The 22,508-nt window shown below is 66.8% G+C and carries 23 protein-coding genes; 11 read left to right on the top strand and 12 right to left on the bottom strand.

Features of this window, described 5'->3' with window-relative positions:
• Nucleotides 1–7 precede the first annotated feature (7 nt).
• Entirely contained in the window at nucleotides 8–1,261 is a 1,254-nt protein-coding gene (locus A5733_RS05040) for a cytochrome P450 (RefSeq protein ID WP_083666004.1), read from the top strand.
• Between the two features lie 28 nt (nucleotides 1,262–1,289).
• On the opposite strand, the gene A5733_RS05035 is transcribed toward A5733_RS05040, so the two are convergent.
• Nucleotides 1,290–1,568, bottom strand: coding sequence for a hypothetical protein (locus tag A5733_RS05035; protein ID WP_142253811.1), 279 nt, complete (start codon nucleotides 1,566–1,568; stop codon nucleotides 1,290–1,292).
• 259 nt (nucleotides 1,569–1,827) lie between these two features.
• Between A5733_RS05035 and A5733_RS05030 the strand changes: the two genes are divergently transcribed.
• Together A5733_RS05030 and A5733_RS05025 are read left to right on the top strand one after the other, a co-directional pair.
• A complete protein-coding gene (locus A5733_RS05030; protein ID WP_142253810.1) occupies nucleotides 1,828–3,012 on the top strand; it encodes a hypothetical protein in 1,185 nt (394 codons plus the stop codon).
• Between the two features lie 22 nt (nucleotides 3,013–3,034).
• Nucleotides 3,035–3,598 carry a hypothetical protein gene (locus A5733_RS05025; RefSeq protein WP_076239321.1) on the top strand — a complete coding sequence of 188 codons (564 nt, stop codon included), beginning with the start codon at nucleotides 3,035–3,037 and terminating at the stop codon, nucleotides 3,596–3,598.
• Here the strand turns inward: A5733_RS05025 and A5733_RS05020 are convergent.
• Nucleotides 3,595–4,851: a cytochrome P450 gene (locus A5733_RS05020; protein WP_076239320.1), complete on the bottom strand. Its 1,257-nt coding sequence runs from the start codon at nucleotides 4,849–4,851 to the stop codon at nucleotides 3,595–3,597. The two genes, A5733_RS05025 and A5733_RS05020, sit on opposite strands and share 4 nt — an antisense overlap.
• An 88-nt stretch (nucleotides 4,852–4,939) precedes the next feature.
• Here A5733_RS05020 and A5733_RS05015 point away from each other — a divergent pair, with 88 nt between their 5' ends.
• Nucleotides 4,940–5,476: a TetR/AcrR family transcriptional regulator gene (locus A5733_RS05015; protein WP_076239319.1), complete on the top strand. Its 537-nt coding sequence runs from the start codon at nucleotides 4,940–4,942 to the stop codon at nucleotides 5,474–5,476.
• 27 nt (nucleotides 5,477–5,503) lie between these two features.
• The gene (locus A5733_RS05010) at nucleotides 5,504–7,726 is read left to right on the top strand and encodes a glycoside hydrolase family 3 C-terminal domain-containing protein (RefSeq protein WP_369830903.1); all 2,223 of its coding nucleotides are present in this window, start codon (nucleotides 5,504–5,506) and stop codon (nucleotides 7,724–7,726) included.
• On the opposite strand, the gene A5733_RS05005 is transcribed toward A5733_RS05010, so the two are convergent.
• Nucleotides 7,714–8,892, bottom strand: coding sequence for a CaiB/BaiF CoA-transferase family protein (locus tag A5733_RS05005; protein ID WP_076239317.1), 1,179 nt, complete (start codon nucleotides 8,890–8,892; stop codon nucleotides 7,714–7,716). The two genes, A5733_RS05010 and A5733_RS05005, sit on opposite strands and share 13 nt — an antisense overlap.
• A 54-nt stretch (nucleotides 8,893–8,946) precedes the next feature.
• Here A5733_RS05005 and A5733_RS05000 point away from each other — a divergent pair, with 54 nt between their 5' ends.
• From A5733_RS05000 to A5733_RS04985, 4 genes are all read left to right on the top strand, one after another.
• The gene (locus tag A5733_RS05000) at nucleotides 8,947–10,095 is read left to right on the top strand and encodes a phosphotransferase (RefSeq protein WP_076239316.1); all 1,149 of its coding nucleotides are present in this window, start codon (nucleotides 8,947–8,949) and stop codon (nucleotides 10,093–10,095) included.
• Between the two features lie 43 nt (nucleotides 10,096–10,138).
• A complete protein-coding gene (locus tag A5733_RS04995; protein ID WP_067774849.1) occupies nucleotides 10,139–10,696 on the top strand; it encodes a TetR/AcrR family transcriptional regulator in 558 nt (185 codons plus the stop codon).
• Nucleotides 10,697–10,830: 134 nt separating this feature from the next.
• Nucleotides 10,831–12,315: an aldehyde dehydrogenase family protein gene (locus A5733_RS04990; RefSeq protein WP_076239315.1), complete on the top strand. Its 1,485-nt coding sequence runs from the start codon at nucleotides 10,831–10,833 to the stop codon at nucleotides 12,313–12,315.
• Entirely contained in the window at nucleotides 12,312–12,719 is a 408-nt protein-coding gene (locus tag A5733_RS04985) for a nuclear transport factor 2 family protein (RefSeq protein WP_076239314.1), read from the top strand. The genes A5733_RS04990 and A5733_RS04985 overlap by 4 nt, the downstream gene beginning before the upstream one ends.
• 81 nt (nucleotides 12,720–12,800) lie before the next feature.
• Here A5733_RS04985 and rlmN read toward each other — a convergent pair whose 3' ends face one another.
• The 5 genes from rlmN to A5733_RS04960 all read right to left on the bottom strand — a co-directional run bounded on the left by rlmN (nucleotide 12,801) and on the right by A5733_RS04960 (nucleotide 17,005).
• Nucleotides 12,801–13,925: a 23S rRNA (adenine(2503)-C(2))-methyltransferase RlmN gene (gene rlmN, locus A5733_RS04980; protein ID WP_076239313.1), complete on the bottom strand. Its 1,125-nt coding sequence runs from the start codon at nucleotides 13,923–13,925 to the stop codon at nucleotides 12,801–12,803.
• A 42-nt stretch (nucleotides 13,926–13,967) separates the two neighbouring features.
• On the bottom strand, nucleotides 13,968–14,846 hold the full coding sequence (locus A5733_RS04975; RefSeq protein ID WP_076239312.1) for a phosphatidate cytidylyltransferase: 879 nt from the start codon (nucleotides 14,844–14,846) through the stop codon (nucleotides 13,968–13,970).
• The gene (gene frr / locus A5733_RS04970) at nucleotides 14,846–15,403 is read right to left on the bottom strand and encodes a ribosome recycling factor (protein WP_067774864.1); all 558 of its coding nucleotides are present in this window, start codon (nucleotides 15,401–15,403) and stop codon (nucleotides 14,846–14,848) included. Before frr ends, A5733_RS04975 begins: the two co-directional genes overlap by 1 nt.
• A 22-nt stretch (nucleotides 15,404–15,425) precedes the next feature.
• On the bottom strand, nucleotides 15,426–16,175 hold the full coding sequence (gene pyrH, locus A5733_RS04965) for a UMP kinase (protein ID WP_067774867.1): 750 nt from the start codon (nucleotides 16,173–16,175) through the stop codon (nucleotides 15,426–15,428).
• A 137-nt stretch (nucleotides 16,176–16,312) separates the two neighbouring features.
• On the bottom strand, nucleotides 16,313–17,005 hold the full coding sequence (locus A5733_RS04960) for a class I SAM-dependent methyltransferase (RefSeq protein WP_076239311.1): 693 nt from the start codon (nucleotides 17,003–17,005) through the stop codon (nucleotides 16,313–16,315).
• Between the two features lie 36 nt (nucleotides 17,006–17,041).
• On the opposite strand from A5733_RS04960, the gene A5733_RS04955 reads away from it, so the two are divergent.
• Entirely contained in the window at nucleotides 17,042–17,470 is a 429-nt protein-coding gene (locus tag A5733_RS04955; protein WP_067774872.1) for a MarR family winged helix-turn-helix transcriptional regulator, read from the top strand.
• 61 nt (nucleotides 17,471–17,531) lie between these two features.
• The gene (locus A5733_RS04950) at nucleotides 17,532–18,668 is read left to right on the top strand and encodes a glycerate kinase (RefSeq protein WP_076239310.1); all 1,137 of its coding nucleotides are present in this window, start codon (nucleotides 17,532–17,534) and stop codon (nucleotides 18,666–18,668) included.
• 54 nt (nucleotides 18,669–18,722) lie between these two features.
• Here the strand turns inward: A5733_RS04950 and A5733_RS04945 are convergent, their stop codons facing one another.
• The 4 genes from A5733_RS04945 to A5733_RS04930 form a co-directional block, all read right to left on the bottom strand.
• Nucleotides 18,723–19,178 carry a DUF350 domain-containing protein gene (locus A5733_RS04945; protein WP_076239309.1) on the bottom strand — a complete coding sequence of 152 codons (456 nt, stop codon included), beginning with the start codon at nucleotides 19,176–19,178 and terminating at the stop codon, nucleotides 18,723–18,725.
• Between the two features lie 19 nt (nucleotides 19,179–19,197).
• Nucleotides 19,198–20,361 (bottom strand): glutathionylspermidine synthase family protein, encoded by a 1,164-nt coding sequence (locus A5733_RS04940; protein ID WP_067774881.1) that lies wholly within the window; start codon nucleotides 20,359–20,361, stop codon nucleotides 19,198–19,200.
• Complete coding sequence (locus A5733_RS04935; protein ID WP_067775095.1) at nucleotides 20,362–20,868, bottom strand: hypothetical protein; 507 nt, start codon at nucleotides 20,866–20,868, stop codon at nucleotides 20,362–20,364.
• A gap of 153 nt (nucleotides 20,869–21,021) precedes the next feature.
• Nucleotides 21,022–22,506, bottom strand: a complete 1,485-nt coding sequence (locus A5733_RS04930) for an amidase (RefSeq protein ID WP_076239308.1) — start codon at nucleotides 22,504–22,506, stop codon at nucleotides 21,022–21,024.
• Between the last annotated feature and the right edge of the window lie 2 nt (nucleotides 22,507–22,508).

Here is a 22,508-nt window from a genome sequence, read left to right as displayed (position 1 = left end):
TGTCAACATGGCAGCTATGGTCGCCGCCCATTATCCGCTGCTGTCGTTCGACACGACCGATCCGGCGTTCGTCGCCGATCCGTGGGCGCGCTACCGCGAGATCAGGGAGCTCGGCGGGGTGGTCTTCAACGAGCGGATCAACCGCTGGATGGTCAGCGAGTTCGACCTGGTCAAGCAGATCCTCAGCGCACCATCGCGGTTCGGCTCCGAGCGCGGCCAGGTCGAGCACGCAGCGGTGTTCGGCGGACCGACGATGGAGTTCTACGACGGCCCCCACCACGACCGGATCAGGTCCATTTGGTCAGGCGATTTCCGGCCGAGGACGTTGGCGCGGCTGCGCCCGGTGATCACCGACATCGTGCGGGCCCGGTTGACACCGGTGGCCGCGAGGCTGCGCGACGGGGAAACCGTCGAGATCGTCACGGAGCTCACCCGGGGCATCCCGACCGAGGTGATCGCCCACATGCTCGGCGTCGAACCAGAGATGGTCGACCAGTTCACCGCGTGGAGCGACGCGATGGGTGCCTCCGCCGAGGGTTACAGCATGCCGGGTGCGCACGGTGCCGAGTTGATCGCGGCCGGGAAACACGCCACGGCCCAACTGAATTCCTACATTCGCGAGCAGTTACCGGTTCGGGGCTGTCCGGCCGAGGGCAGTTGGGATCTGATCGGGACGATGGTCGCCCATGAATACGCGTGTGAGCACATGACCGAGCAGGAGATCGTCGCGAGCAACACCCAGTTGGTGTTCGCCGGCAACGAGACCACCGCCAAGCTGCTCGCCCAGATCGTGGCGACACTGGCCATACATCCCGACCAGCGCCGAATCCTGCAGTCAGACCGCAGCGTGGCCCTCGACGCGGTGGAAGAGGTACATCGCCTGGAAACCGTGTCGCACTCGATCTTTCGCGACGTCGTCGGCGACGACGTAACGCTGAACATTGGCGGCTCGGCCGCCGTGGGTGACGTCGCGGTGGCCGACGGTGAGCGCATCACCCTGCTGCTGGGAGCGGCGAACCGAGACCCGCGACGCTGGGAGCGCCCCGACGACTTCGATATCACCCGGCGCAAGCTGTCCCACCTTGGGTTCGCCTTCGGCCTGCACAGTTGCCTCGGAATGAACCTGGCCCGGCTGGAGGCGCAGATCTTCCTCGAGGAACTGATCGACACCGTGGGTGACTGGCAACTGGCCGGCCCGCTGGACTACGGCACCAACTACACCGTGCGCGGGCCGAGCCGAGTGTTGGTGGCCGCCGCCTGATTCGCAACAAACACGAGTAGCGCACTACTCACGACACCGACGCCGAGCAGCGAGATGCTGCCGAGATGACACCAGACGGCCGGCGAATCGAGCAGCGCCGTAGGTGGCATGCCGGGGCGATCGTACTCGCGTCGACATGCGGGCTGTGGCTGGCAACGATGTTGAGTAGCCCCGCATTCGCCGATCCGAGCCCGTCGTCCTCGACGTCGGAACCAACGACTTCGATGAGCCCAACCGAGTCGCCGACGCCCACCCCGGAGACGCCGACGCCCACCCCGGAGACGTCGGCGAGCGTCACCCCCACCACGACCGAAACCTCGACGGAGCGCCGAACAACGGCGCATATGAGCCTCACGCTCGACCGCGACGAGGGCTACCCGGCAACGCATTTCACGGGCACTCTGACGGGTGTCAGTGCATGCGCGAACGCGCGCGCACACCAGGAGAACATTCGGTCGTCACGGACGGAATTGTTCCAGTGGGATGGCGCGTCTCTGCCGCCTGACGGTGGAAACGAAGGTGTACATACGGACCCTGCCACCGACAGTGCCGCGATCGACTTCACCGTGCCCACGACAGCTGAGCCCGGTGCGCACGAGGTGGCAGTGGCCTGCCCGAGCGGGCGGGTCACTGCCCAATTCACGGTGCTGGCACCCACCCTCGCAATCGAACCCGAGCAGGGTTACGCGGGATCGTCGTTCGACGCGACGGTGAGCGGATTCGACACCTGCACCCCCGCCGACATGTCATTCCGATGGGACGACCAGGCGCTGACGCCAACCGAGCCAGGCGACGATGGCAGATTTTCGTTCACGGTACCGGAGAATGCAACGGCCACCTCGTACTCCGTGACCGCATCCTGCGGGCACAAAACGGCACCGGCAGTCTTCACGGTCGTCCCGACGCCAGAACCCACGCTTACTCTCACACCGGGACACGGAGAACCCGGCGACGTCGTGACTGCCGCGGGCACCGGATTCAGCTGCGACGGCGATGTCGAACTGCACTGGGACGACACACTGTTGGCCGAAGGTCTGCCCGGCGCGTTCACGTCGTCGTTCACGGTTCCGCCGGCACAGAGGTCGTTCGTCCACACTGTCACAGCGTCGTGTCGCCCCGACTCGAGCATCAAGGACACGCAGACCTTCACGGTGACGAGTATGCCCACACCCATACCCGAGCAGCCCGAGCCGACATTGACGCTCCAGCCCACGAGCGGCCGCACCGATGACGAGGTCCTGGCCACCGGTGAGTGGTTCCCGTGCGCAAACCACTCCGGACCCGTCGATCTGGCCTGGGACGACGGCCCGACACTGACCGCCGTATCACTCGACCGATCAGGGCATTTCACCACGCCCCTCCTGGTGCCGGCCAAGACCGATGGCGGCCGGGTGACATTGCGCGCGACATGTTCGGACGGAGTCGTACTGGCCGCCGACTTCACGGTCTTGAGCAGCCCTCCGCCGCCTCCGCCCCCGCCCAAACCCGATTATCAGTGGGTGCTGTGGCTGTTCCTCGGCGTCATCGCTCTCGCGGCCCTCGCCCGCACCTTTCGTCAGCGTTGGCGCGTCAAGCCGCCGCCCCTTCCGCACATATATGCCGTCGGACGTGCCGATGCCGCCCCGACTGTCATCGCACGGGAGACACCTGACCACGGGGAAACGACACACACCCTGCGAATGAACACGCACGCAGATCTCGGCACACAAACCGTCAGAGAGGTGGACGATGATTACTCCCACACGCACTGAGACGCCCATCGGGAACGCAACCGTGCGCGATCTCCTGTTCGGTGATGCAACCCGATCATCCACCGGCGTGCTGGAGGAATCTCTGCACGAACATCGCACGGTGCGAGCCCTGGTCCCTCCCATGCATGCCGCCGAGGCGGAGCGTCAAATAGCCGCTGCCACAGACGGACTGCTGTCATTGAACCTGGCCGATGTGGCGGCCGAGGGCTGGAAGAAGTACGTCGCCCTCAATAAGGCGGCGCGCAGCACCCTCGACAGCCCTTCGACCACCGAAGTGGTCACCCTGGTGACCCACAAAATCGAGTCGAGCCACCACCCCACCGTCGACGTGACCCTGGACGGCACACCGCTCGCCACCATCAATATCGATCTCCAACTCTGCTTCACCATGGCGGCAGTGAGCGCTGTGATTCAACGCGGCCGCCTGATGGAGATTCGGACGGGAACGTGCACCGTCACCGGTTCGCTGACGGTGCAGCGGATCTCAGTAGCCAAGAAGGAACGCAAATTCGCCCTCCCCGGCGCGATCAGATTGCTCGAAGGGATCCCCCTGCTCGGCGTCGACGCGCGTCGTGTCCTGGCCTAGGCGATGTGTGCCGGCACCCGCTTGATGCCGTGTACGAAGCTGCTGTACAGCAGTTCGGGCTCACCGAATTCGACGGTCTTGAGCCGAGTAAGCAACTCGCGGAACAGGTGGCGCAACTCGGTCTTGGCGAGTTGGTTGCCCAGGCAGAAGTGCGGGCCGCCACCGCCGAACCCGATCTGCGGGTTGGGTGAACGGCTCAGGTCGAACCGCTGCGGATCGGTGAACACCGATTCGTCCCGGTTGGCCGAGCAGTAGAACAGCCCCACCTTGTCGCCGGCGTTGATCTGCTGACCGGCCACCTCGACATCCTGGGTGGCGTGCCGGGCGAACTGGATGACCGGGGTCGCCCACCGCACGAACTCCTCGGTGGCCAATCCGATTCGATTGTCGAAATCCTCCAGCAGCCAATCCTTTTGGTCGGGATTGGCCGCCAGCGCCATCATCGCGTGGGTGGTGGTCTGCTTGGTGGTGTCGTTTCCGGCCGAGGCCAGCAGGATCAGGAAGGCCCCGATCTCCTCGTCACTGAGGCGGTGTCCGTCGACCTCGGCGTTGACGATGCTGGTCATCAGATCATCACCGGGGTTGGCCCGCCGGAACTTGGCCAACTCGATCCCGGTGTTCGAGATCAACATGATCTCGTTGATGGTCGCCATGGCCCGCTCTTCGAGCGACGAGTATTCGTCATCGCTCATGCTGAACAGCTTCTCGGCGGCCTTGGCCAGCGCCGGCTGATCCGCGGTGGGCACGCCCAGCATGTCCGAGATCGTCCGCATCGGCAGCTGCGCCGAACAGGCCTCGACGAAATCGACGTCGCCCGCGCCGATCAGGTCGTCGACGATGGACACGGCGTTGCGGTGAATCTGCTCTTCGATCTTCCGCACGTTGCGCGGGGTGAACGCCGAGCTGATCAAACGTCGATACGTGGTGTGCTCCGGCGGATCCATCATCAGGAAGAACGTGGCGAACTTCTGCACGTCGGCCGGCATCGGATCGAGCGCGACGCCCTGGGTCGAGGTGAACAGCTCGGGATGTTGACTGACGAACTGGATGTCGGCCCGGCGCGTCACCGCCCAGAAGCCGGGCTCTTCGACGTCGAACAGAGACGACAGCGGCTGATGCCAGCTCAGACCCGCGCCGGCACGCAGCTGCGCGAACGTCTCGTCGCGCTCGGCGAACGGCCGGCTCCAGAAATCGTGCGACGTGATGTCGAACGGGCTGTATTCGCGTGCCTGCGGTGAGCTGGCAACTGTCACGGGGGTTCCCTCCTGCACGGGCGTCCGACGACTGTGTCGCGCCACGAATTAGCGTGACAGTTCGCCGATAGTTTGTAAAGCTGGGTGCATGGCGGAGATATCGTCCATCGACGACGAGAGCACCACCCGTGGGCGCATCCTGGCCGCCACCGCCGAAGTGCTCGGCGCCAACGGAATGACCAAGCTCAGCCTGTCCGAGGTGGCGTCGCATGCCGGGGTGTCGCGGCCCACGCTCTACCGCTGGTTTGCCTCCAAGCAGGAACTGCTCGACGCATTCGTGGTGTGGGAACGCAAGTTCTACGAACGCTCCGTGGCCGAGGCCGCCGCCGATCTGCCCGAAGATGAGCACCTGGATGCGGCGTTGCGCACCGTCGTCGAGTATCAGCAGTCCTACCCGGGGCTGCGGATGGTCGACATCGAGCCCGAGCACGTCGTCAGGCGGCTCGCTCAGGTGATCCCGCTGATGCGGGAACGGCTGCAACGGCTGACAACCGGATCCGATGCCGACATCGCCGCGGCCACCGCGGTGCGGGTGGCGGTCAGCCATTATCTGGTGCGCAGCGACGACGCCGACGACTTCCTGGCGCAACTGCGCCATGCCGCCCGGGTGAAACATCCACAATGACCAGGGCCTTACTTATTCGGGGCTACCCTGGGGCCGGTGACGCACTTCGCTGATCTCACAGCCGGATTGGACCTGTCCGAACAGGCCGCGCTCGGCAGCGGCGCAAGTTTCTGGACCACCAAGGCGATCGGCGTGTTGCCGTCGATCGTGCTGACCGACGGGCCGCACGGGGTACGCAGGCAATCCGGCAGCGCCGCAGACCATCTGGGTCTTGCCGGCAGCGAGCCGGCGACGTGCTTTCCCCCAGCGGTCGGGCTCAGCCAGACCTGGGATCCCGAACTCGTGGAACGCATCGGCGCCGCTCTCGGGGACGAGGCCCGCGCACTGGGGGTGCAGGTACTGCTCGGCCCGGGGGTCAACATCAAGCGTGACCCGCGCTGCGGCCGCAATTTCGAGTACTACTCCGAGGACCCGCTGCTGTCCGGCCTGCTCGGTGCGGCGTGGATACGCGGGGTGCAGAGTCGCGGAGTCGGTGCGTCACTCAAGCATTTCGCGGTCAACAACGCCGAACACGACCGGATGCGGGCCAGCTCCGACGTCGACCTGCGCACGTTACGGGAGATCTATCTACGCACCTTCGAAATCGCGGTGCGCCAGGGCAGGCCGTGGACCGTGATGTGCTCCTACAACCGGATCAACGGGGTGTACGCCGCCGAGAACAGGTGGCTGCTCACCACGGTGCTGCGGGAAGAGTGGGGCTTCGACGGCGCGGTGGTCAGTGACTGGGGCGCGGTGGGCGATCGGGTTGCCGCCGTGGCCGCGGGCCTGGATCTGGAAATGCCGACGACGGGCGGGGTCTCCGACGCCGAGGTGGTGCGGGCAGTACGGGCCGGACGCCTGGGACCAGATGTCGTGGCCCGTGCCGCCGCACGCGTCGCGCGCCTGACGGAGCGGGTCACTCAAAACAACAGTCAAGCAACAGGTTTCGAGATTGACGCTCATCATGATCTGGCGCGCGAGGCGGCCCGCCGGGCCATCGTGCTGCTGAAGAACGACGGCGACCTGCTCCCCCTGACACCGTCGGCGGTGGCGGTCATCGGCGGGTTCGCGCAAGAGCCGCGGTATCAGGGCGGGGGCAGTTCACACGTGAACCCGACCCGGCTCGACATTCCACTCGACGAGATCCGCCGCGTTGCCGGAACGCATCCGGTGACCTACTGCCCCGGCACCGACATCGGTGCGGCGGTTGCCGCCGCCGAGTCGGCCGATACCGCAGTGCTGTTCCTCGGGCTGACGGCCGAAGAGGAATCCGAGGGCTACGACCGCGAGCACATCGACCTGCCGGCCGCGCAGATCGAACTGCTGCGCGCCGTTGTCGCCGCCCAGCCACGAACCGTCGTGGTGCTGGCCCACGGCGGCGTGGTCCGCCTCGAAACTGTCGACGCCGTGGCGCCGGCCATCCTCGACGGCGCCCTGCTCGGTCAGGCCGGCGGCAGTGCGCTGGCCGACGTGCTGTTCGGCGTCGCCAACCCATCGGGCCGGCTGGCCGAGACGGTGCCGTTGCGACTGCAGGATTCACCGGCCTACCTGAACTTCCCCTCCGAATCCGGCCATACCCACTACGGCGAGCGAATGTTCGTCGGTTACCGCTGGTATGACACGCGGGACATCCCGGTGGCATTCCCGTTCGGACACGGCCTGTCCTATACCCGGTTCGACTACTCCGGCCTGGACCTCGCCGCTACGGCTGACGGCATATCTGTCCAACTGACCGTGACCAACGTCGGTCAGCGGTCCGGCCGGGAGGTGGTCCAGGTCTACGTCGGATTACCCACCTCCAGGGTCGGCAGGCCGCTGCGTTGGCTGGCTGGGTTCACCTCCGTCCTCATCGAGGCGGGGGCCGCGCATACCGTCGAAATTCCCATCAGCCGAGCCGAACTCGCGTTCTGGGACACGGATGCCGAAGCGTGGGTTGTCGAGCCCGGCGAGTATGTGGTGACTGTCGGCGCGTCAAGCCGTGACCTCCGACTGAGCGCGACGGTGACGCTCGACGGTGATCGACCATCGCGACCGTTCACCCGCGAATCCACCCTGGGCGAGATCCTTGCCGATCCCGTTGCCGCCCAGACGATTCTGACCGCGCTGGGCAACGCGTCCCCGGTGGGCGCGGTGGATTCAGCCCTCGGCAGCAACCTGCTGCGGATGCTGGAGTCGGTGCCGATCGGACGGATGATCGCCTTCTCGGCGGGCAAGGTGACCCGAGAGCAACTCGACCAACTGCTCTCGGAGGCCAATGCTCAACGGTCCTGACTGCGCAATTCGGCCAGGATCTCGTCGGTGTGAGCGCCCAGCGCCGGGGCTAACGTGCGTGGTTGCCACGGGGTGGCCGAGAAATCGGCCGGGCTGGCCACCATGGGCGTCGACGAGATCCCGTCTGGCACATCCACGATGCCTCCGGCAGCATGGAACTGCTCGTCGGCGATGACGTCGTCGAGACTGTTGATCGGTGACCAGAAGAGATCGGGCTCATCGTCGAACAGTGCCGCCCAGTGGTCCATCGGATGGCCGGCGAAGATGGCGTCCAGGTCGGCGATCAGTGTGCGGGCGTTGACGTAGCGGTCACGCGCCGTGGCGAAGCGCGCATCGGTCAGCCAGTTTTCGCGGCCCACTGCCCGGCACAGCGCGGGCCAGTGCCGGTCGGCCTGCAACCCGACGATCCAGAAGCGTTTACCGTCGCCGGCGGTGTAGTTGTTCATGCAGGGGTTGGCCATCGACTCCCGCTGGCCGATCGCGATCTGTTGACCGCTCATCAGCACGGTGTTCAGGTCGAAGCTCACGGTGTAGGCGCCCTGCCGGTACAGCGAGGTGGTGACGAGTTGACCGGTGCCGGTGCGGTTTCGGGCCAGCAGCGCGGCGCACACCGCGGCCGCCAGCGTCATCCCCGCCGAGTGATCGCCCATACCGCCCCGCTGGAACGGCGGTGTGTCACCGGGGCGGGTGAGCAGGTCGGCCAGGCCCGCGCGGGCCCAGAACGCGGCGACGTCGTAGGCCGCCCGGTCCGCCTCCGGCCCGGTGAGGCCGTACCCGGTGATGAGCCCGTACACCAGGCGCGGATTGCGCGCCGCGACGGTCTCGAAGTCCAATTGCAGCCGCCGCAATGCGGCCGGGCGCACGTTGGTCAGGAAAACGTCTGCGCCGGAAAGTAATTCGAGCGCAGCTTGCCGACCGTCATCGGTTCCGAGGTCGAGCACGATGCTGCGCTTGGACCGGTTGTCCATCTCGAAGGGTGGGTTGGCCGCCGGGCCGAGCTCCGGATCCAGCCCCAGCATCCGACCGAAGGTTCTCGCCGGGTCACCCGAGGGTGGTTCGATCTTGATGACGTCGGCACCCCAGTCGGCCAGCAGCGCCCCGGCGGCCGGCGCGGCCACCCACACCCCGAGTTCGATCACCCGGAACCCCTCCATCGGACCCGCCATCGCCGTCCTTCCCGAATCGCTTTACAATCCCGCGCAAATTTGTAAACTTGCCCAATGCCCACACCGGCCCGCCGCCTCGTCCCAGCCGTCGGCCTGGCCTCGCACATCGGCCACGGCGTGCAACGTATCGCAACCGACGCGGTGATCGGCCGGATGCGCTCATTGCCCCGAAGCATCGCCGATCTCGATGCCGCCTACCTGTCCGCGCTGACCCGGCGCCCGATCACGTCGGTGTCCGTGGCCGGGGGCGACGCAGGCACGTCGTCGCGCGCCCGGCTGACGCTGACCGGCCGGGCGGACGCCGACGTGCCCGCGTCGGTGTTCGTCAAGATGCCCGCCGAAACGACCGCCACCCGGATGATGGGCGAGCTGGGCCGGCTGGGACACACCGAGGTGCGCTTCTACCAACAGTTGGCCGAGGGACTGACCGGCGTCCCCCGCGCGTACGGCGCCGCGTTCGATGCGCTGACGGGCCGGTTCGTGCTCGTGCTCGAAGACCTGACGCAGAGCCCCTGCGAATTCCCCGACACCCTGCATCCGCTCGACCGAGACCGGGCGGCGCTGACGGTCGAGCTGCTCGCCCGCGTCCATGCCACCCTCTGGAACCGGCTGCCGGCGCGAAGCGGCAGTGGGCCGCTGGGCTGGATCTACTCGGCCTCGGGCGATGACACCTCGCTGCTGACCGGCTCCCTGCTCAAGCTGTCGACCAAACGCCTGGCTGAGAGCACCGACATCCCCGTGGCCGGCGGCCGGTTCATCGACGAGAACTACCGCGCGGCTGCGCAGCTGCTCGACCGCCCGCCACACACCGTGATGCACGGAGACGCACACCCGGGCAACCTGTACTTCCGCGACGGCGAGGCCGGGCTGTTGGACTGGCAGGCGGTGCGCCGCGGACATCCCGGGCGAGAATTGGCCTATACGCTGGTGACCAGCATGACCACGGCAGATCGGCAGGCATCCGAACGCGAGTTGCTCGACGAGTACCGGACGGCCCTGGCCGCCTCAGGCGGTCCCTCGCTGGATCGCGACGAGTTGTGGGAGCGTTATCGGCTCGGCGCGATCTACGCCTACGCCGCACCGGTGATCACCGCCGGCCTCGGCGGGATGCAGGACGAGGGCATCGCGCTCGAAGGTGCCAGGCGGGGTGTGGCCGCTTTGTCCGACCTGGAGACTGTGGCAATACTCAAGAAGTTGCTGTGATGGTCCTACCATTTGGTGAACCGCGATCAACCAAGGCCTGGACGTGAATGAACCTGTACCCGCGCAGCGGGACGCATCTGTTGAGGACACCTCGACGCGCAATCGAATCCTGGTGGCGACGGCCGAGGTGCTGGCCCGCAGTGGGCAGACCAAGCTGAGCCTGTCCGAGGTGGCACTGCAGGCCGGGGTGTCCCGGCCCACGTTGTACCGCTGGTTCGCCGACAAGCAGGAACTCCTCGCCGCGTTCGGCACCTATGAGCGCGAGATGTTCGATCAGGGCATCAGCCGCGCCACCGTCGGCCTGCGCGGCAACGAGAAGCTCGACGCCGCACTGCGTTTCATCGTGCAATATCAGCAGTCCTACTCCGGCGTCCGAGTGGTCGACATCGAGCCCGAAGTGGTGATTGCCCAGCTGGCCAACGTCATCCCCCTGATGAGGGAGCGGTTACTCAAGCTTCTGTCGGGTGCCAATGCGCCGGTCAAAGCCGCCACCGCGATCCGCGTCGCGGTCTCGCACTACATCGTGCGAAGCGATGACGGTGATCAGTTTCTGGCGCAACTGCGTCACGCCGTCGGCATCAAACAGCCCGACGCGGGCTGACCTCCCACTGATTCGCCGGTAAACACCTCCCGCCTCACGCTCAACGAGACTCTACGATCGCAGAGACTTGTCGATTGGTCAATCCTTCGCTCAAAGGGGTGACACCACTCGCAATTTTTGTAAAGCTGTCTCCTATGACTCAGGTGCAGAGCGATACGGGTGTCCTCGCCGGCGACGAGCGGATGCTCATCGACGGGGAACTCCAATACACCGGCAGCGGCGCGAAATTCGACGTGATCCACCCCGCCAGCGAGCAGGTGGCGGGCCAGGCGACCGACGGCACGGTGGCCGACATGGAGCGCGCCGTGGGCGCCGCGCGCCGTGCGTTCGACGACACCGACTGGAGCCGCGACGTCGAGTTCCGCTACCACTGCCTGATGCAGCTGCACGACGCGCTGGAGGCCGAGAAAGAGCGGCTGCGCCGGGTGCTGGTCACCGAGGTGGGTTGTCCCGTCACGGTCACCGGAAGCCAGATCGAGGACCCGATCGGCGAGGTCAAGCACTGGGCCGAACACGGCAAGAACTTCGAGTACCTCGTGGACAACGGTGTGCACCAGACCCAGCTCGGGCCGGCACACCGCAAGATCGCCTATGAGCCGATCGGCGTGGTCGGGGCGATCACCCCGTGGAACGTGCCGTTCTACCTCAACATCGCCGAAACCATCCCGGCATTGATGGCGGGCAACACCGTGGTGCTCAAACCCGCACAGCTCACCCCATGGTCGGGCACCGAGTTGGGCCGCATCGTCGCCGAGCACACCGACATCCCGGCCGGGGTGTTCAACGTCGTGGTGTCCAACGCCAACGAGGTCGGGGCGGCGCTGTCGGCGGATCCGCGGGTCGACATGATCACCTTCACCGGTTCCACCGCCACCGGACGCGCCATCCTGGCGGCCGGCGCCCCCACGGTGAAGAAGACGCTGCTGGAACTCGGCGGCAAGTCTGCCCACATCGTGCTCGACGACGCCGACTTCAACTCCGCGTTGCCGATCGCGGCGATGATGGCCTGCGTGATGAGTGGGCAGTCCTGCATCCTGCCCAGCCGCATCCTGCTCCCCCGCAGCCGCTACGACGAGGGCATCGCGATGCTCAAGGGAGCGATGGAGAACTTCCCGGTCGGTGATCCGTGGACCCCGGGCGTCATGCAGGGCCCGCAGATCAGCGCCACCCAGCGGGAGAAGGTGCTGGGGCTGATCAAATCCGGCATCGACTCCGGGGCCCGGCTGGTCACCGGCGGCGGCATCCCGGAGAATCTGCCCACCGGCTACTACACCCAGCCGACGCTGCTGGCCGACGTCGACCCCAACTCGCAGGTGGCCCAGGAGGAGATCTTCGGTCCGGTGTTGACGGTCACGCCGTACGACTCCGATGACGAGGCGGTCGCGATCGCGAACAACTCGATTTACGGCCTGTCCGGCGAGGTTTCGTCGAGCGACGTCGACCGGGCCTTCGCCGTCGCGCGTCGGATGCGTACCGGCAACGTCACCATCAACAGCCGCAGCCACTTCGGCATCAACAGCCCGTTCGGCGGCTCCAAGCAGAGCGGCCTGGGCCGGCGCAACGGCGAGGAAGGCTTCAAGGAGTACTTCGAGTCCAAGACCATCGGTATGCCCGAGTGAGTGAAGAGATTTCGGCCCTGCTGTACCGGTACGCCCGGGCCGTCGACTCCAAGGACTGGGAGCTGTACCGGTCGGTGTTCACCGCCGACGCCGTCATCGACTACTCGTCGGCGGGGGCTGTGGTGGGCACCCGCGACGAGGTGGTCGACTGGTTCGCCGCCAACTTCGGGGTGATCCCGTGGAGCATGCACTACATCACGAACATCGAGATCCTGGAAACCGACGGTGACACCGCGACCGTGCGGGCCATGTTCTACAACCCCATGCAGCTACCCGGCATGGCGGAGATGAGTGCATGCGGCGGGTACTACCACCACGAACTGGTGCGCACACCCGATGGCTGGCGCAGCCGCAACCTGCGCGAGGAGAACCTGTGGTTCAGCAACGCGCCGGGTCAGGCCTGACTGACGGACCGTTGACATTGAATCTACGCAGGCGCCTACTCGATCTTTTGCAGCCTCAGTTCAAAGTCAACGCCGAAAACCTCAGCCCTCAGCGGCGAGCTGACCACAGGCCGCGGCGATCTCCCGGCCGCGGGTGTCGCGCACCGTGCACGACACGCCCTTGGCCTGAACCCGTTTGACGAACTCCCGCTCGACCGGCTTGGGGCTGGCATCCCACTCGCTGCCCGGGGTGGGGTTGAGCGGGATGAGGTTGACGTGCACCAGGGGGCCGAGCTTGGCATGCAGCTTCTTGCCCAAAAGGTCTGCGCGCCAAGGTTGGTCGTTCACATCGCGAATCAACGCGTATTCGACGGACACGCGACGGCCGGTGGTGTCGGCGTAATAGCGTGCGGCGTCGAGCACCTCGTCGACCTTCCACCGGTTGTTCACCGGAACCAGGGTGTCGCGAAGTTCGTCGTCGGGCGTGTGCAGCGACAACGCCAGCGTCACGCCCAGTTTCTCGTCGGCCAGTTTGCGGATGGCCGGGGCCAGCCCGACCGTCGACACCGTCACCGAGCGCGCACTGATCCCGAATCCGTTGGGCGGCGGCGCGATGATGCGCTTGACGGCGGCCACCACGCGGTTGTAGTTGGCCAGCGGCTCACCCATACCCATGAAGACGATGTTCGACAGCCGCCCACCGCCGGCAGAGCCGGCAGTCCCACCGAAGTGCTCGGACCGCATGGCCGACGACGCCGCCCGAACCTGCTCGAGAATCTCGGCGGTGGACAGGTTGCGCTTCAGGCCGCCCTGGCCGGTCGCACAGAACGGACAGGCCATGCCGCAGCCGGCCTGTGACGAGATGCACACGGTGTTGCGCTGCGGGTAGCGCATCAGCACGGACTCGAACGTCGTGCCGTCCACCGCCCGCCACAGCGTCTTGCGCGTCTCCCCCGCATCGCACTGGATCTGCTTCACCGGGTCGAGCAACGTCGGGAACAGGGCCTCGGCCACCGAAGCGCGCACGGCGGCGGGCAGGTCGGTCATCTGCTGCGGGTCGGCGATCAGCCGTCCGTAGTACTGGTTGGCCAGCTGCTTACCGCGGAACTTCGGCAACCCCAGCTCGGCGACGGCCTCCGCGCGGCCATCCTCGTCGAGGTCGGCAAGGTGCCGCGGCGGCATGGCGCGTCGCGGTGCGTCGAAAACCAGAGGAAGGGAAGTGGCCATGATCGCGTCCAGTATCTCACTGTCAGCGGCCAGGCCACGAATTCACGCCAGCAGCGTCAGCACGATCCAGCCGACGACTGCCGAGGGCAGCATCGCGTCGATGCGGTCCATGATCCCGCCGTGACCGGGCAGCAGCGTGCCCATGTCCTTGATGCCGAGGTCGCGTTTGACCTGGGATTCGATCAGGTCGCCGAGCACACCGGTGATCACCAACAGCAAGCCCAACGGCACGCCCACCCAGGCCTGCTTGTCCAACAGGAACGCCACCGAGAGCACAGCCGCGGCGATGCCGAACAACAGCGAGCCGCCGAGACCCTCCCAGGACTTCTTGGGACTGATCGCCGGCGCCAACAGATGTCTGCCGAACAGGACACCCGCGACATAGCCGCCGATGTCGGCGAAGACGACCGTCACGATGATGGTGAACACCCGGGCTCCGCCGTGGTCGGCGAAGATCAGCAGCGCGGTGAAAGCGGCGAACAACGGCACCCAGGTGGCCAGTAGCACCGTGGCGGCGATGTCGCGCAGGTAATTGACCGGCTGCTGATCCAGACCTTGCCCGACGAGACGCCACACCATGCAGACGACGACCGTCGCGCCGTACGCGCCCAGCAGACCTGCCAGCCCGTAGGGCCAGGTCAGCCAGATCATGGCCTGGCCGCCGAGGAGCAGCGGAACGGCGGGCAGGGCGTATCCCTGTTCGCGCAGCCGGCGGATCACCTCGTGGGTGGCGATGGCGATGGCCACGGCGAGCAAAGGCAGCCACAACGTCGGCGCAAACAGCAACGTGCCGATGGCCATGGCGCCGAGGACGACGCCGACCGCGATGGCCGCCGGAAGGTTACGGCCGGCCCGGGACTGCTTTTTCTGCGGTTCTGGAACCGGTGAATCTGTCACGAAAGGTACTTGCTGATCGGTCATCAGACCTCCAGCAGCTCGCCTTCCTTGTGCTTGACCAGCTCGTCGACCTGGCTGGTATAGGTGTGGGTGGACTTGTCGAGGTCCTTTTCGGCGCGGCCGACCTCGTCCTCGCCGGCCTCGCCGTCCTTCTTGATGCGGCTGAGCTCTTCCATCGCCTTGCGGCGGATGTTGCGGATCGAGACCTTGGCGTCCTCGCCCTTCGACTTGGCCTGCTTGACCAGGTCGCGACGGCGCTCCTCGGTCAACTGCGGGATGGCGATGCGGATGATGCTGCCGTCGTTGGTCGGGTTGACGCCGAGATCGGAGTTCCGGATCGCATCCTCGATCGGCCGGAGCTGGGACGCCTCGTAGGGCTTGATCACCACGAGGCGCGCCTCGGGCACGTTGATGCTCGCCATCTGCGTGATCGGCGTCATCGCCCCGTAGTAGTCGATGTTGATGCGGGAGAACATGCCCGGATTGGCCCGGCCGGTCCGAATGGTGGCCAGGTCGTCACGGGCCACACTCACGGCCTTTTCCATCTTCTCTTCAGCGTCGAAGAGAGTTTCGTCGATCACGTCGGCTTCTCCCGTTTCCCGTTCAGGTGGTGACCAGTGTTCCGATCTTCTCACCCGCCACCGCGCGGGCGATATTGCCTTCGGTCAGCAGGTTGAACACCAGCATCGGCATCCGGTTGTCCATGCACAAACTGAAGGCGGTGGCATCGGCGACCCGCAGGCCACGATCGATGACGTCACGATGGGTGACCTCGGTGAGCAGCTCGGCGTCCGGGTCTTCCCGCGGATCGGCGGTGTAGACGCCGTCGACGGCCTTGGCCATCAGCACCACGTCGGCGCCGATCTCCAGGGCGCGCTGCGCCGCGGTGGTGTCCGTAGAGAAGTACGGCAGTCCCATACCCGCACCGAAGATCACGACGCGGCCTTTTTCCAGGTGCCGCACGGCGCGCAGCGGAATGTACGGCTCGGCGACCTGCCCCATGGTGATGGCGGTCTGCACGCGGGTGTCGATGCCTTCCTTCTGCAGGAAGTCTTGCAGGGCAAGGCTGTTCATCACGGTGCCGAGCATGCCCATGTAGTCGCTTCGGGTGCGCTCCATGCCGCGCTGCTGCAACTGTGCGCCGCGGAAAAAGTTGCCGCCGCCGATGACAACCGCGACCTGCACGCCGCTGCGTACCACCTCGGCGATCTGGCGGGCCACCTGGTGCACCACATCGGGGTCCAGACCGACCTGACCGCCCCCGAACATCTCTCCGCCGAGTTTCAGCAGGACCCTCGTATAGAAGGGACGGATGGGTGCTGCGCCCTCGCCGGCGACATTCGGATCCGCCATCGGTCTCCTCGGCACTCCTCGCATGTAGAGAGCCACCCGGGTTACCCCTGGACGGCCTCTCTATCCTGCCCTATGCCGGGCAGCCTGCGTTGTCGGGGGAGCTCTCGCGGATCGGAGTGTCGCCGGCCGGCCTGCCGTTATCCCAGGTGAGCCTGCAACAGCCAGGCCGGCACCGACTTGCGGTCGCCGCCTTCGTCGCGAATGCCCGCGCCGGCGAAATCGGCGAAATTGGCGAACTCCGGTGGCACGTTGGCGTGGATCCGGGCCGGCCGAACGTCGTCGATCACCCAGTACTTGCCGACGACCTCGCGCAGTTCATCCTCGCTGACCGGGTTGGCCGGTCCGGTGTCACCCATCGCCGCCTTGTCGAACACCAGCACGAAGTACGAGGCACCGGGCGCGGCGGCCCGCACGATCGACTGCTGGTAGCCCTCCCGCAGCTCCACCGGCATGGAGTGGAACAGCGTGCTGTCGACGATGGTGCCGAAGCGTCCGTCGTAGCCGGTGAAGGCGCTGATGTCGGCGACCTCGAAGCTCGCATCTGTCAGTCCCCGCTTGGCGGCCTCGGCCCGGGCCAGGTCGATGGCGGTGGCCGATTGGTCGAGCCCAACCGTGGTGAATCCCCGCTCCGCCAGGTACAGGGCGGTCGCGGCCTCACCGCAGCCGGCGTCGAGGACATCGCCATGGAATTTTCCTTCGGCAATCAGCGCCGCGATCTCGGGCTGGGGCTCTCCGATGCTCCACGGCGGGCGCACCCCGACGAACTCGGGAGCCTCACCGCGGTAGGCGGATTCGAACATTGCGTCTGACATCTCACTCGGCGTGGTCATACGTCCGGTATATCAACGTGGTTGATATGTGTCAATATGCTTGACATGCCTGATGGTCTCGAGGAGCAGCCACTCGGCTACCTGATGTATCGCGTGGTCGCGGTGCTGCAGCCCCGGGTCGCCGCGCAACTTCAACCGCTCGGGCTGACCCTCCCCGAGTTCGTGTGCCTGCGAGTGCTGTCCATGGCCCCTGGACAGTCCAACGCCGAGCTGGCCCGCCACACCAACGTCTCGCCGCAGGCGATGAACAACGTGGTGCGGGGACTGCAGGAGCGCGGCGCGGTACGCAGGCCGGCCAGCGTTGATTCCGGACGCGCACTACCGGCCGAGCTGACCGGCGAAGGCGCCGAATTGCTCGCCCGCGCCGAGGCTGCCGTACTCGCGGCCGAGGCCGACGTGCTCGACCGCCTCGACGACGACCAACGACGTCAACTCAAGCGCCTGCTGGCCCACGCGGTGAACTGAGCGTGCCGGCGCGGCCGCCCGACGCGCCGTATGGCTGCACAGTCGGTAGTGTCACGACGGAATGAAGATCGTGCTGGCCCCGGACTCGTTCAAGGAGTCGATGACCGCGTCGCAAGCGGTGGCAGCGATGCGCGAGGGCATATCGGCGGTGTTCCCACGGGCCGAATGCGTGGGGGTCCCGATGGCCGACGGCGGTGAAGGCACCGTGGACGCCGTGGTCGATGCGCTCGGCGGTGAACGGGTGACCGCCGACGTCTTCGATCCGCTCGGCCGGCCGGTGCGCGCCACCTACGGTTACGTGCCCGAGCGTCGCCTGGCGGTGACCGAGACCGCCAGTGCCGCCGGCCTGGAGCTGGTGGCAGCGGCAGACCGGGATATCCTGCGCGCCAACACCTTCGGCGTCGGGCAACTCATCCTCTCCGCGCTCGACCGCGGGGCCGGCGAACTGCTGATCGGCCTGGGCGGATCGGCCACCAACGACGGCGGTACCGGCATGCTGAACGCGCTGGGCGTGGCGTTCACCGATGCCGACGGCCGCCCACTGCCACCCGGCGGCGCGGCACTGGCGCGCCTGCATCACATCGACATCGCCGGTCTGGATCCGCGCCTGTCCGACGTTCACGTTCAGATCGCTTCCGACGTCACCGCACCCCTGCTGGGATCCGGCGGCGCCAGTGCGGTTTTCGGTCCGCAGAAAGGCGCCACGCCCGACGATGTCGCGGTGCTGGACGCCGCGTTGACCCGCTTGGCAGAGGTGACGGAAACGGCTTTGGGTCACGCTCGCCCGGACCGTCCGGGAGCCGGCGCCGCCGGCGGCCTCGGCTTCGGCTTGATGGAATTCCTTGCCGCCGAATGCGATCCCGGGGTCGAGGTGATCGCTGACACCGTGGGGTTGGAGCGGGCACTGACCGGTGCGGACTGGGTGTTCACCGGTGAGGGCAGCGTCGACGCCCAGACCATGCTCGGTAAGACACCATTCGGCGTCGCACAGGTGGCCGCGCGGACCGGAACACCGGTGGTGATCTTCGCCGGCCGGGTCTCCCCCGACGCCGACGTGCTGTTGGCCAACGGGGTGGACCGGCTCGTGGCGATCACCGCGGCGGGCACGCCTTTGGCGCAAGCACTGCGTGACGGCCCGGCCGCCTTGGCCCGGGCCGCCGCCGAAGTCTGCCGCACTCTCCAGCGCGAACAGACATGAACCCGTACATTTTCGGGCGGAAAGGTACGGGTTTACGTCTGCTCGCGGGTGGGATCAGAGGATCGCGGCCGCGACGATGAAGCCGAAGGCCAGATAGGCCGCGATCACGACCAGGGCCTCGGGAGTGAATCGTTCGGCGGCGAGCACCCGCCCCATGTCGATACCTTTGATCGCACCGATGAGCCGGACCGAAACAGCTTGGGCGGCGATGCCCAACAAGCCGAAGACCAGCGTGCTGATCAGCCCCTGGACCAGGTCACCCAGTGAGCTGTAGATGGCCAGCACGATGATGACGGCCATCGACACCACCCCGGCGGCGGCCACCGCCGACGCGTTGGGCCGACCGGCCTGCACCAGCGTCCGCAACGGCCCCGGCGTGGTCCAGTCGATCACGTAGAAGCCCAGGACCATCAGCGCCACACCGACAATCGTGTACAGCACGATCGCCGATACACCGTGGCCGAGGATCGACCAGTAATCGGAGCTGAGCGCAACCAGCGTGGTTGTCATAGGGATGTTCCTTCCAGAGTCACAGCGGGATGCGGTGTGGCACAAAGGCAGCGCCGTTGTCGGTGACGAGACCGGAGGTCTCGCGGATGCCGAGTCCGGCGGATTCGTCACCGACGATCCAGGCCCCCAGCGCGGGACGCATGTCGTCGAATTGCGGTAGTGGATCGAGCAACTGGTACACGTAGCCCTCTTCGCCGTACACCCCACCGGTCTCGGTCTCGTAGCCGGCGCCGACGATGGTGATGTTGGCGCCTTCCCGGCCGAGCTTCGGTTTGCGCACGTAGTCGACCAGCTCGTGTGGCTCATCGACGTAGGCGGGCAGGAGGTTCGGGTGACCCGGGTACATCTCCCACAGCACCGCCAGGATCGCCTTGTTGCTCAACAGCGTCTTCCACAGCGGTTCCACCCACAGGGTCGACGGCAAGCCCTCGACCGCGCGGCGCCCGAAGTCGTCGTCGAGCATCCACTCCCAGGGGTACAGCTTGAAGATGGACGCCATCGGAGCTTCCGCGAGGTCGACGAACCGGTCGAGGTCCTCGTCGAACCCGATGTCTTCGATCGCCAACCCGACCGTGTGCAGGCCGGCCTCGGCCGCGCACTCCTGCAGGTAGGCGACGGTGACGTGGTCTTCGCCGGTGTGCTCGGCGCCCGACCAGGTGAAGTAGGTCTCAGCGCCGGGCAGCCGGTCGCGGATCTCAGCCCAGCGGGCAACCAGCTTCTCGTGCAACGAATTCCACTGATCGTCGTCCGGATACACGTCGGTTTTCCAGTGCCACTGCAGGATCGCGGCTTCCAGCAAGGTGGTCGGGGTGTCGGCGTTGTACTCCAGCAGTACCGGCGGCCGGCGGCCGTCGTACCGCAGGTCGAAGCGGCCGTAGAGGTGCGGATCGCTGCGTCGCCACGACTTCTCGATGTGCTCCCAGCTCCATTCCGGAAGGCCGAAGTCACGGTAGCGGCCGGTCAGCACGACATGCTCGACGGCCTCCAGACACATCGAGTGCAACACCTCCACGGACGCCTCGATCGACAACACCTCGTCCATGTCGAAGACGTAGTGCACCGATTCGTCCCAATACGGGCGATCGGCACCCGTCGCGTCACGCGCCGGGGTGCCGAAACACATCCCCTGCTCGGCGACGATCTGTTCCCAGCCGGTACGCGGGGAACTGCGTTGGCGGCGCATTCAGCTGCCCGAGCTTCCGCCGTAGCTCGACGACGAGCCGAAACCACCCCGGGAGATCGACGTTCCCGACTTCGTCTTGGCGGTGGTGCCCTTGGGGATCTCCAGCGTGCCGCCCCGCGCGACGGTGCCCACCCCACCGTTGTTGCCGCCGTAGTAGTAGCGGTACGGCGAGCCCATGTAGATGAAGGTGCCGCCGGAGCTGCTGTGTCCACTGGAGCAGTACGAGTCGGGCACCACTTCGTTGGTGCCGTCCTTGACGCAGGTGGCCGCCACTTCCTCTTTGTGCAGCAGGTGATAGCCCAGGGCGATCACCCCGACCACACCGACGACCGCGACCGACCCCATCAGGATCTTGCCGTTGCGGGCCGAACGTTCACGCGCCTTCTGTTCCTGCAGCCGCGCCCATTCCTCGGCGGCTTCGCGGGCCTTCTGTGCCCTGTCACGCTGACGCGCCTCGGCCACCGTGGGCGGTCGAGGCTGGGTGACGCCGGGTTCCTGCCACCGGATCGACCCGGGCTGCGGACCCGGCCGGTATTCCTCCTCCCGGTGGAATTCCTCGCCTGGTTGGCTCCCCGACCCCATCACGTCCCCCTGTTCGGCGATACTCGCCGGTCATCATAGGAGGACGTCGACACCGTCGCGACCTCCGGCCCGGTCTGTCTACTTCACGGCCTTTCGCGCCCGCTTACGCGGGGCCGACGGCGCCGGGTCCTGAATGCGCGGCCACGGCTTGGCCTCCTCGAGCTCGTAAGCCAGCTCCAGCAGCAGGGCTTCGCGGCCGCGGGTCGCCGAGAGCATCATGCCCACCGGGAGGCCGTCGGCCGTCTGTGCCAGCGGCAGCGAGATGGCCGGGTCCCCGGTGGCGTTCTGCAGCGGTGTGAACGCCACCCAACCCAGCAGCCGCTCGATGATCTGCTCGTAGTCGGCGGTCGGATCCAGCCAGCCGACCTCGACGGTGGGTTCGGCCAGGGTCGGCATCAGCACCACGTCGTAGCTGGCGGACAACCGCTCGGTGACGCGCCGCGACCGGGCCAGCCGCGCGATCGCCGCCGGTACCCGATGCAGGTTGCGGGAGGCGAGCCGGTCCAGGCCGAGGCTGAGGTTGTCGAGCTTGTCGCGATCGAACGTCGGCCCCATCGCCCGCTTGCCGCCGCGCACCGTCGCATACGCGAGAAACGCCCAGTACAGCAGGAAGTCGTCCTTGAAGCGCGCCGGTACGGGATTGCCGATCACCGAGATCCGGTGGCCGAGTTCCTCGAGCAGCGTCGCGGTCTTGTGGGTGAGCTCGGTCATCTCCGGACCGGCGTCGTGGACGATCGACTGCGTGCACACCGCGATGCGCAGGCGTTGCTTGCCGGGCCGGCTGACGTCACCGATCGGCGGCAGTTTGGGGTTGCGGTAGACGCGCTCCATCTCCCGGAACAGCGCCGCGGTGTCGCGTACCGACCGGGTGAGCACCCCGTCGGCGACGATTCGCAACGGCATCAACCGCAGGTGCTGATCCTGTGGCAGCCGGCCGCGGGTGGGTTTGAGACCGACCAGCCCGTTGCACGCGGCGGGGATGCGGATCGACCCGCCGCCGTCGTTGGCATGCGCGATGGGAACCGCCCCAGACGCGACGAAGGCCGCCGAGCCCGAGGAGGACGCGCCCGCGGTGTAGCGCGGATTCCAGGGATTGCGCACCGGGCCCAGCCGTGGATGTTCGCACGCCGCGCTGAACCCGAACTCCGAGAGCCGCGACTTACCCAGCGGCACCAGCCCGGTAGCCAGGTAGGCACGGGCGAAGTCGCCGTTGGCCGCCTCCGGCTGCGGTTGCCACGCGTCGGTACCGCGCATGGTGGGCATGCCCTGCACCGCGACGTTGTCCTTGACGAAAGTCGGGACGCCGTCGAAGAATCCGCCGTACGGGCTGGGGGCGGCACCGCGGGCATGTGCCCGATCGAATGCCTCGAACGCCAGCCCGTTGAGTGTGGGATTGACGGCCTCTACGCGCGCGATGGCGGCCTCGATCAGATCGGCGGCCGACACCCGACCGGCCCGCAGTTCTTCGACCAGGCCCACGGCATCGTGCTCGCCGAGCGCGTCGTCGCCGAAGGCACTGCAACGGGCGGAGGCATTTCGTGTCGGACGCGGACCGCTACTCATGC

It is taken from the genome of Mycobacterium sp. NS-7484, from assembly GCF_001953975.1.
GTDB lineage: Bacteria > Actinomycetota > Actinomycetes > Mycobacteriales > Mycobacteriaceae > Mycobacterium.
This window is presented reverse-complemented; position numbering and strand designations above follow the sequence as displayed.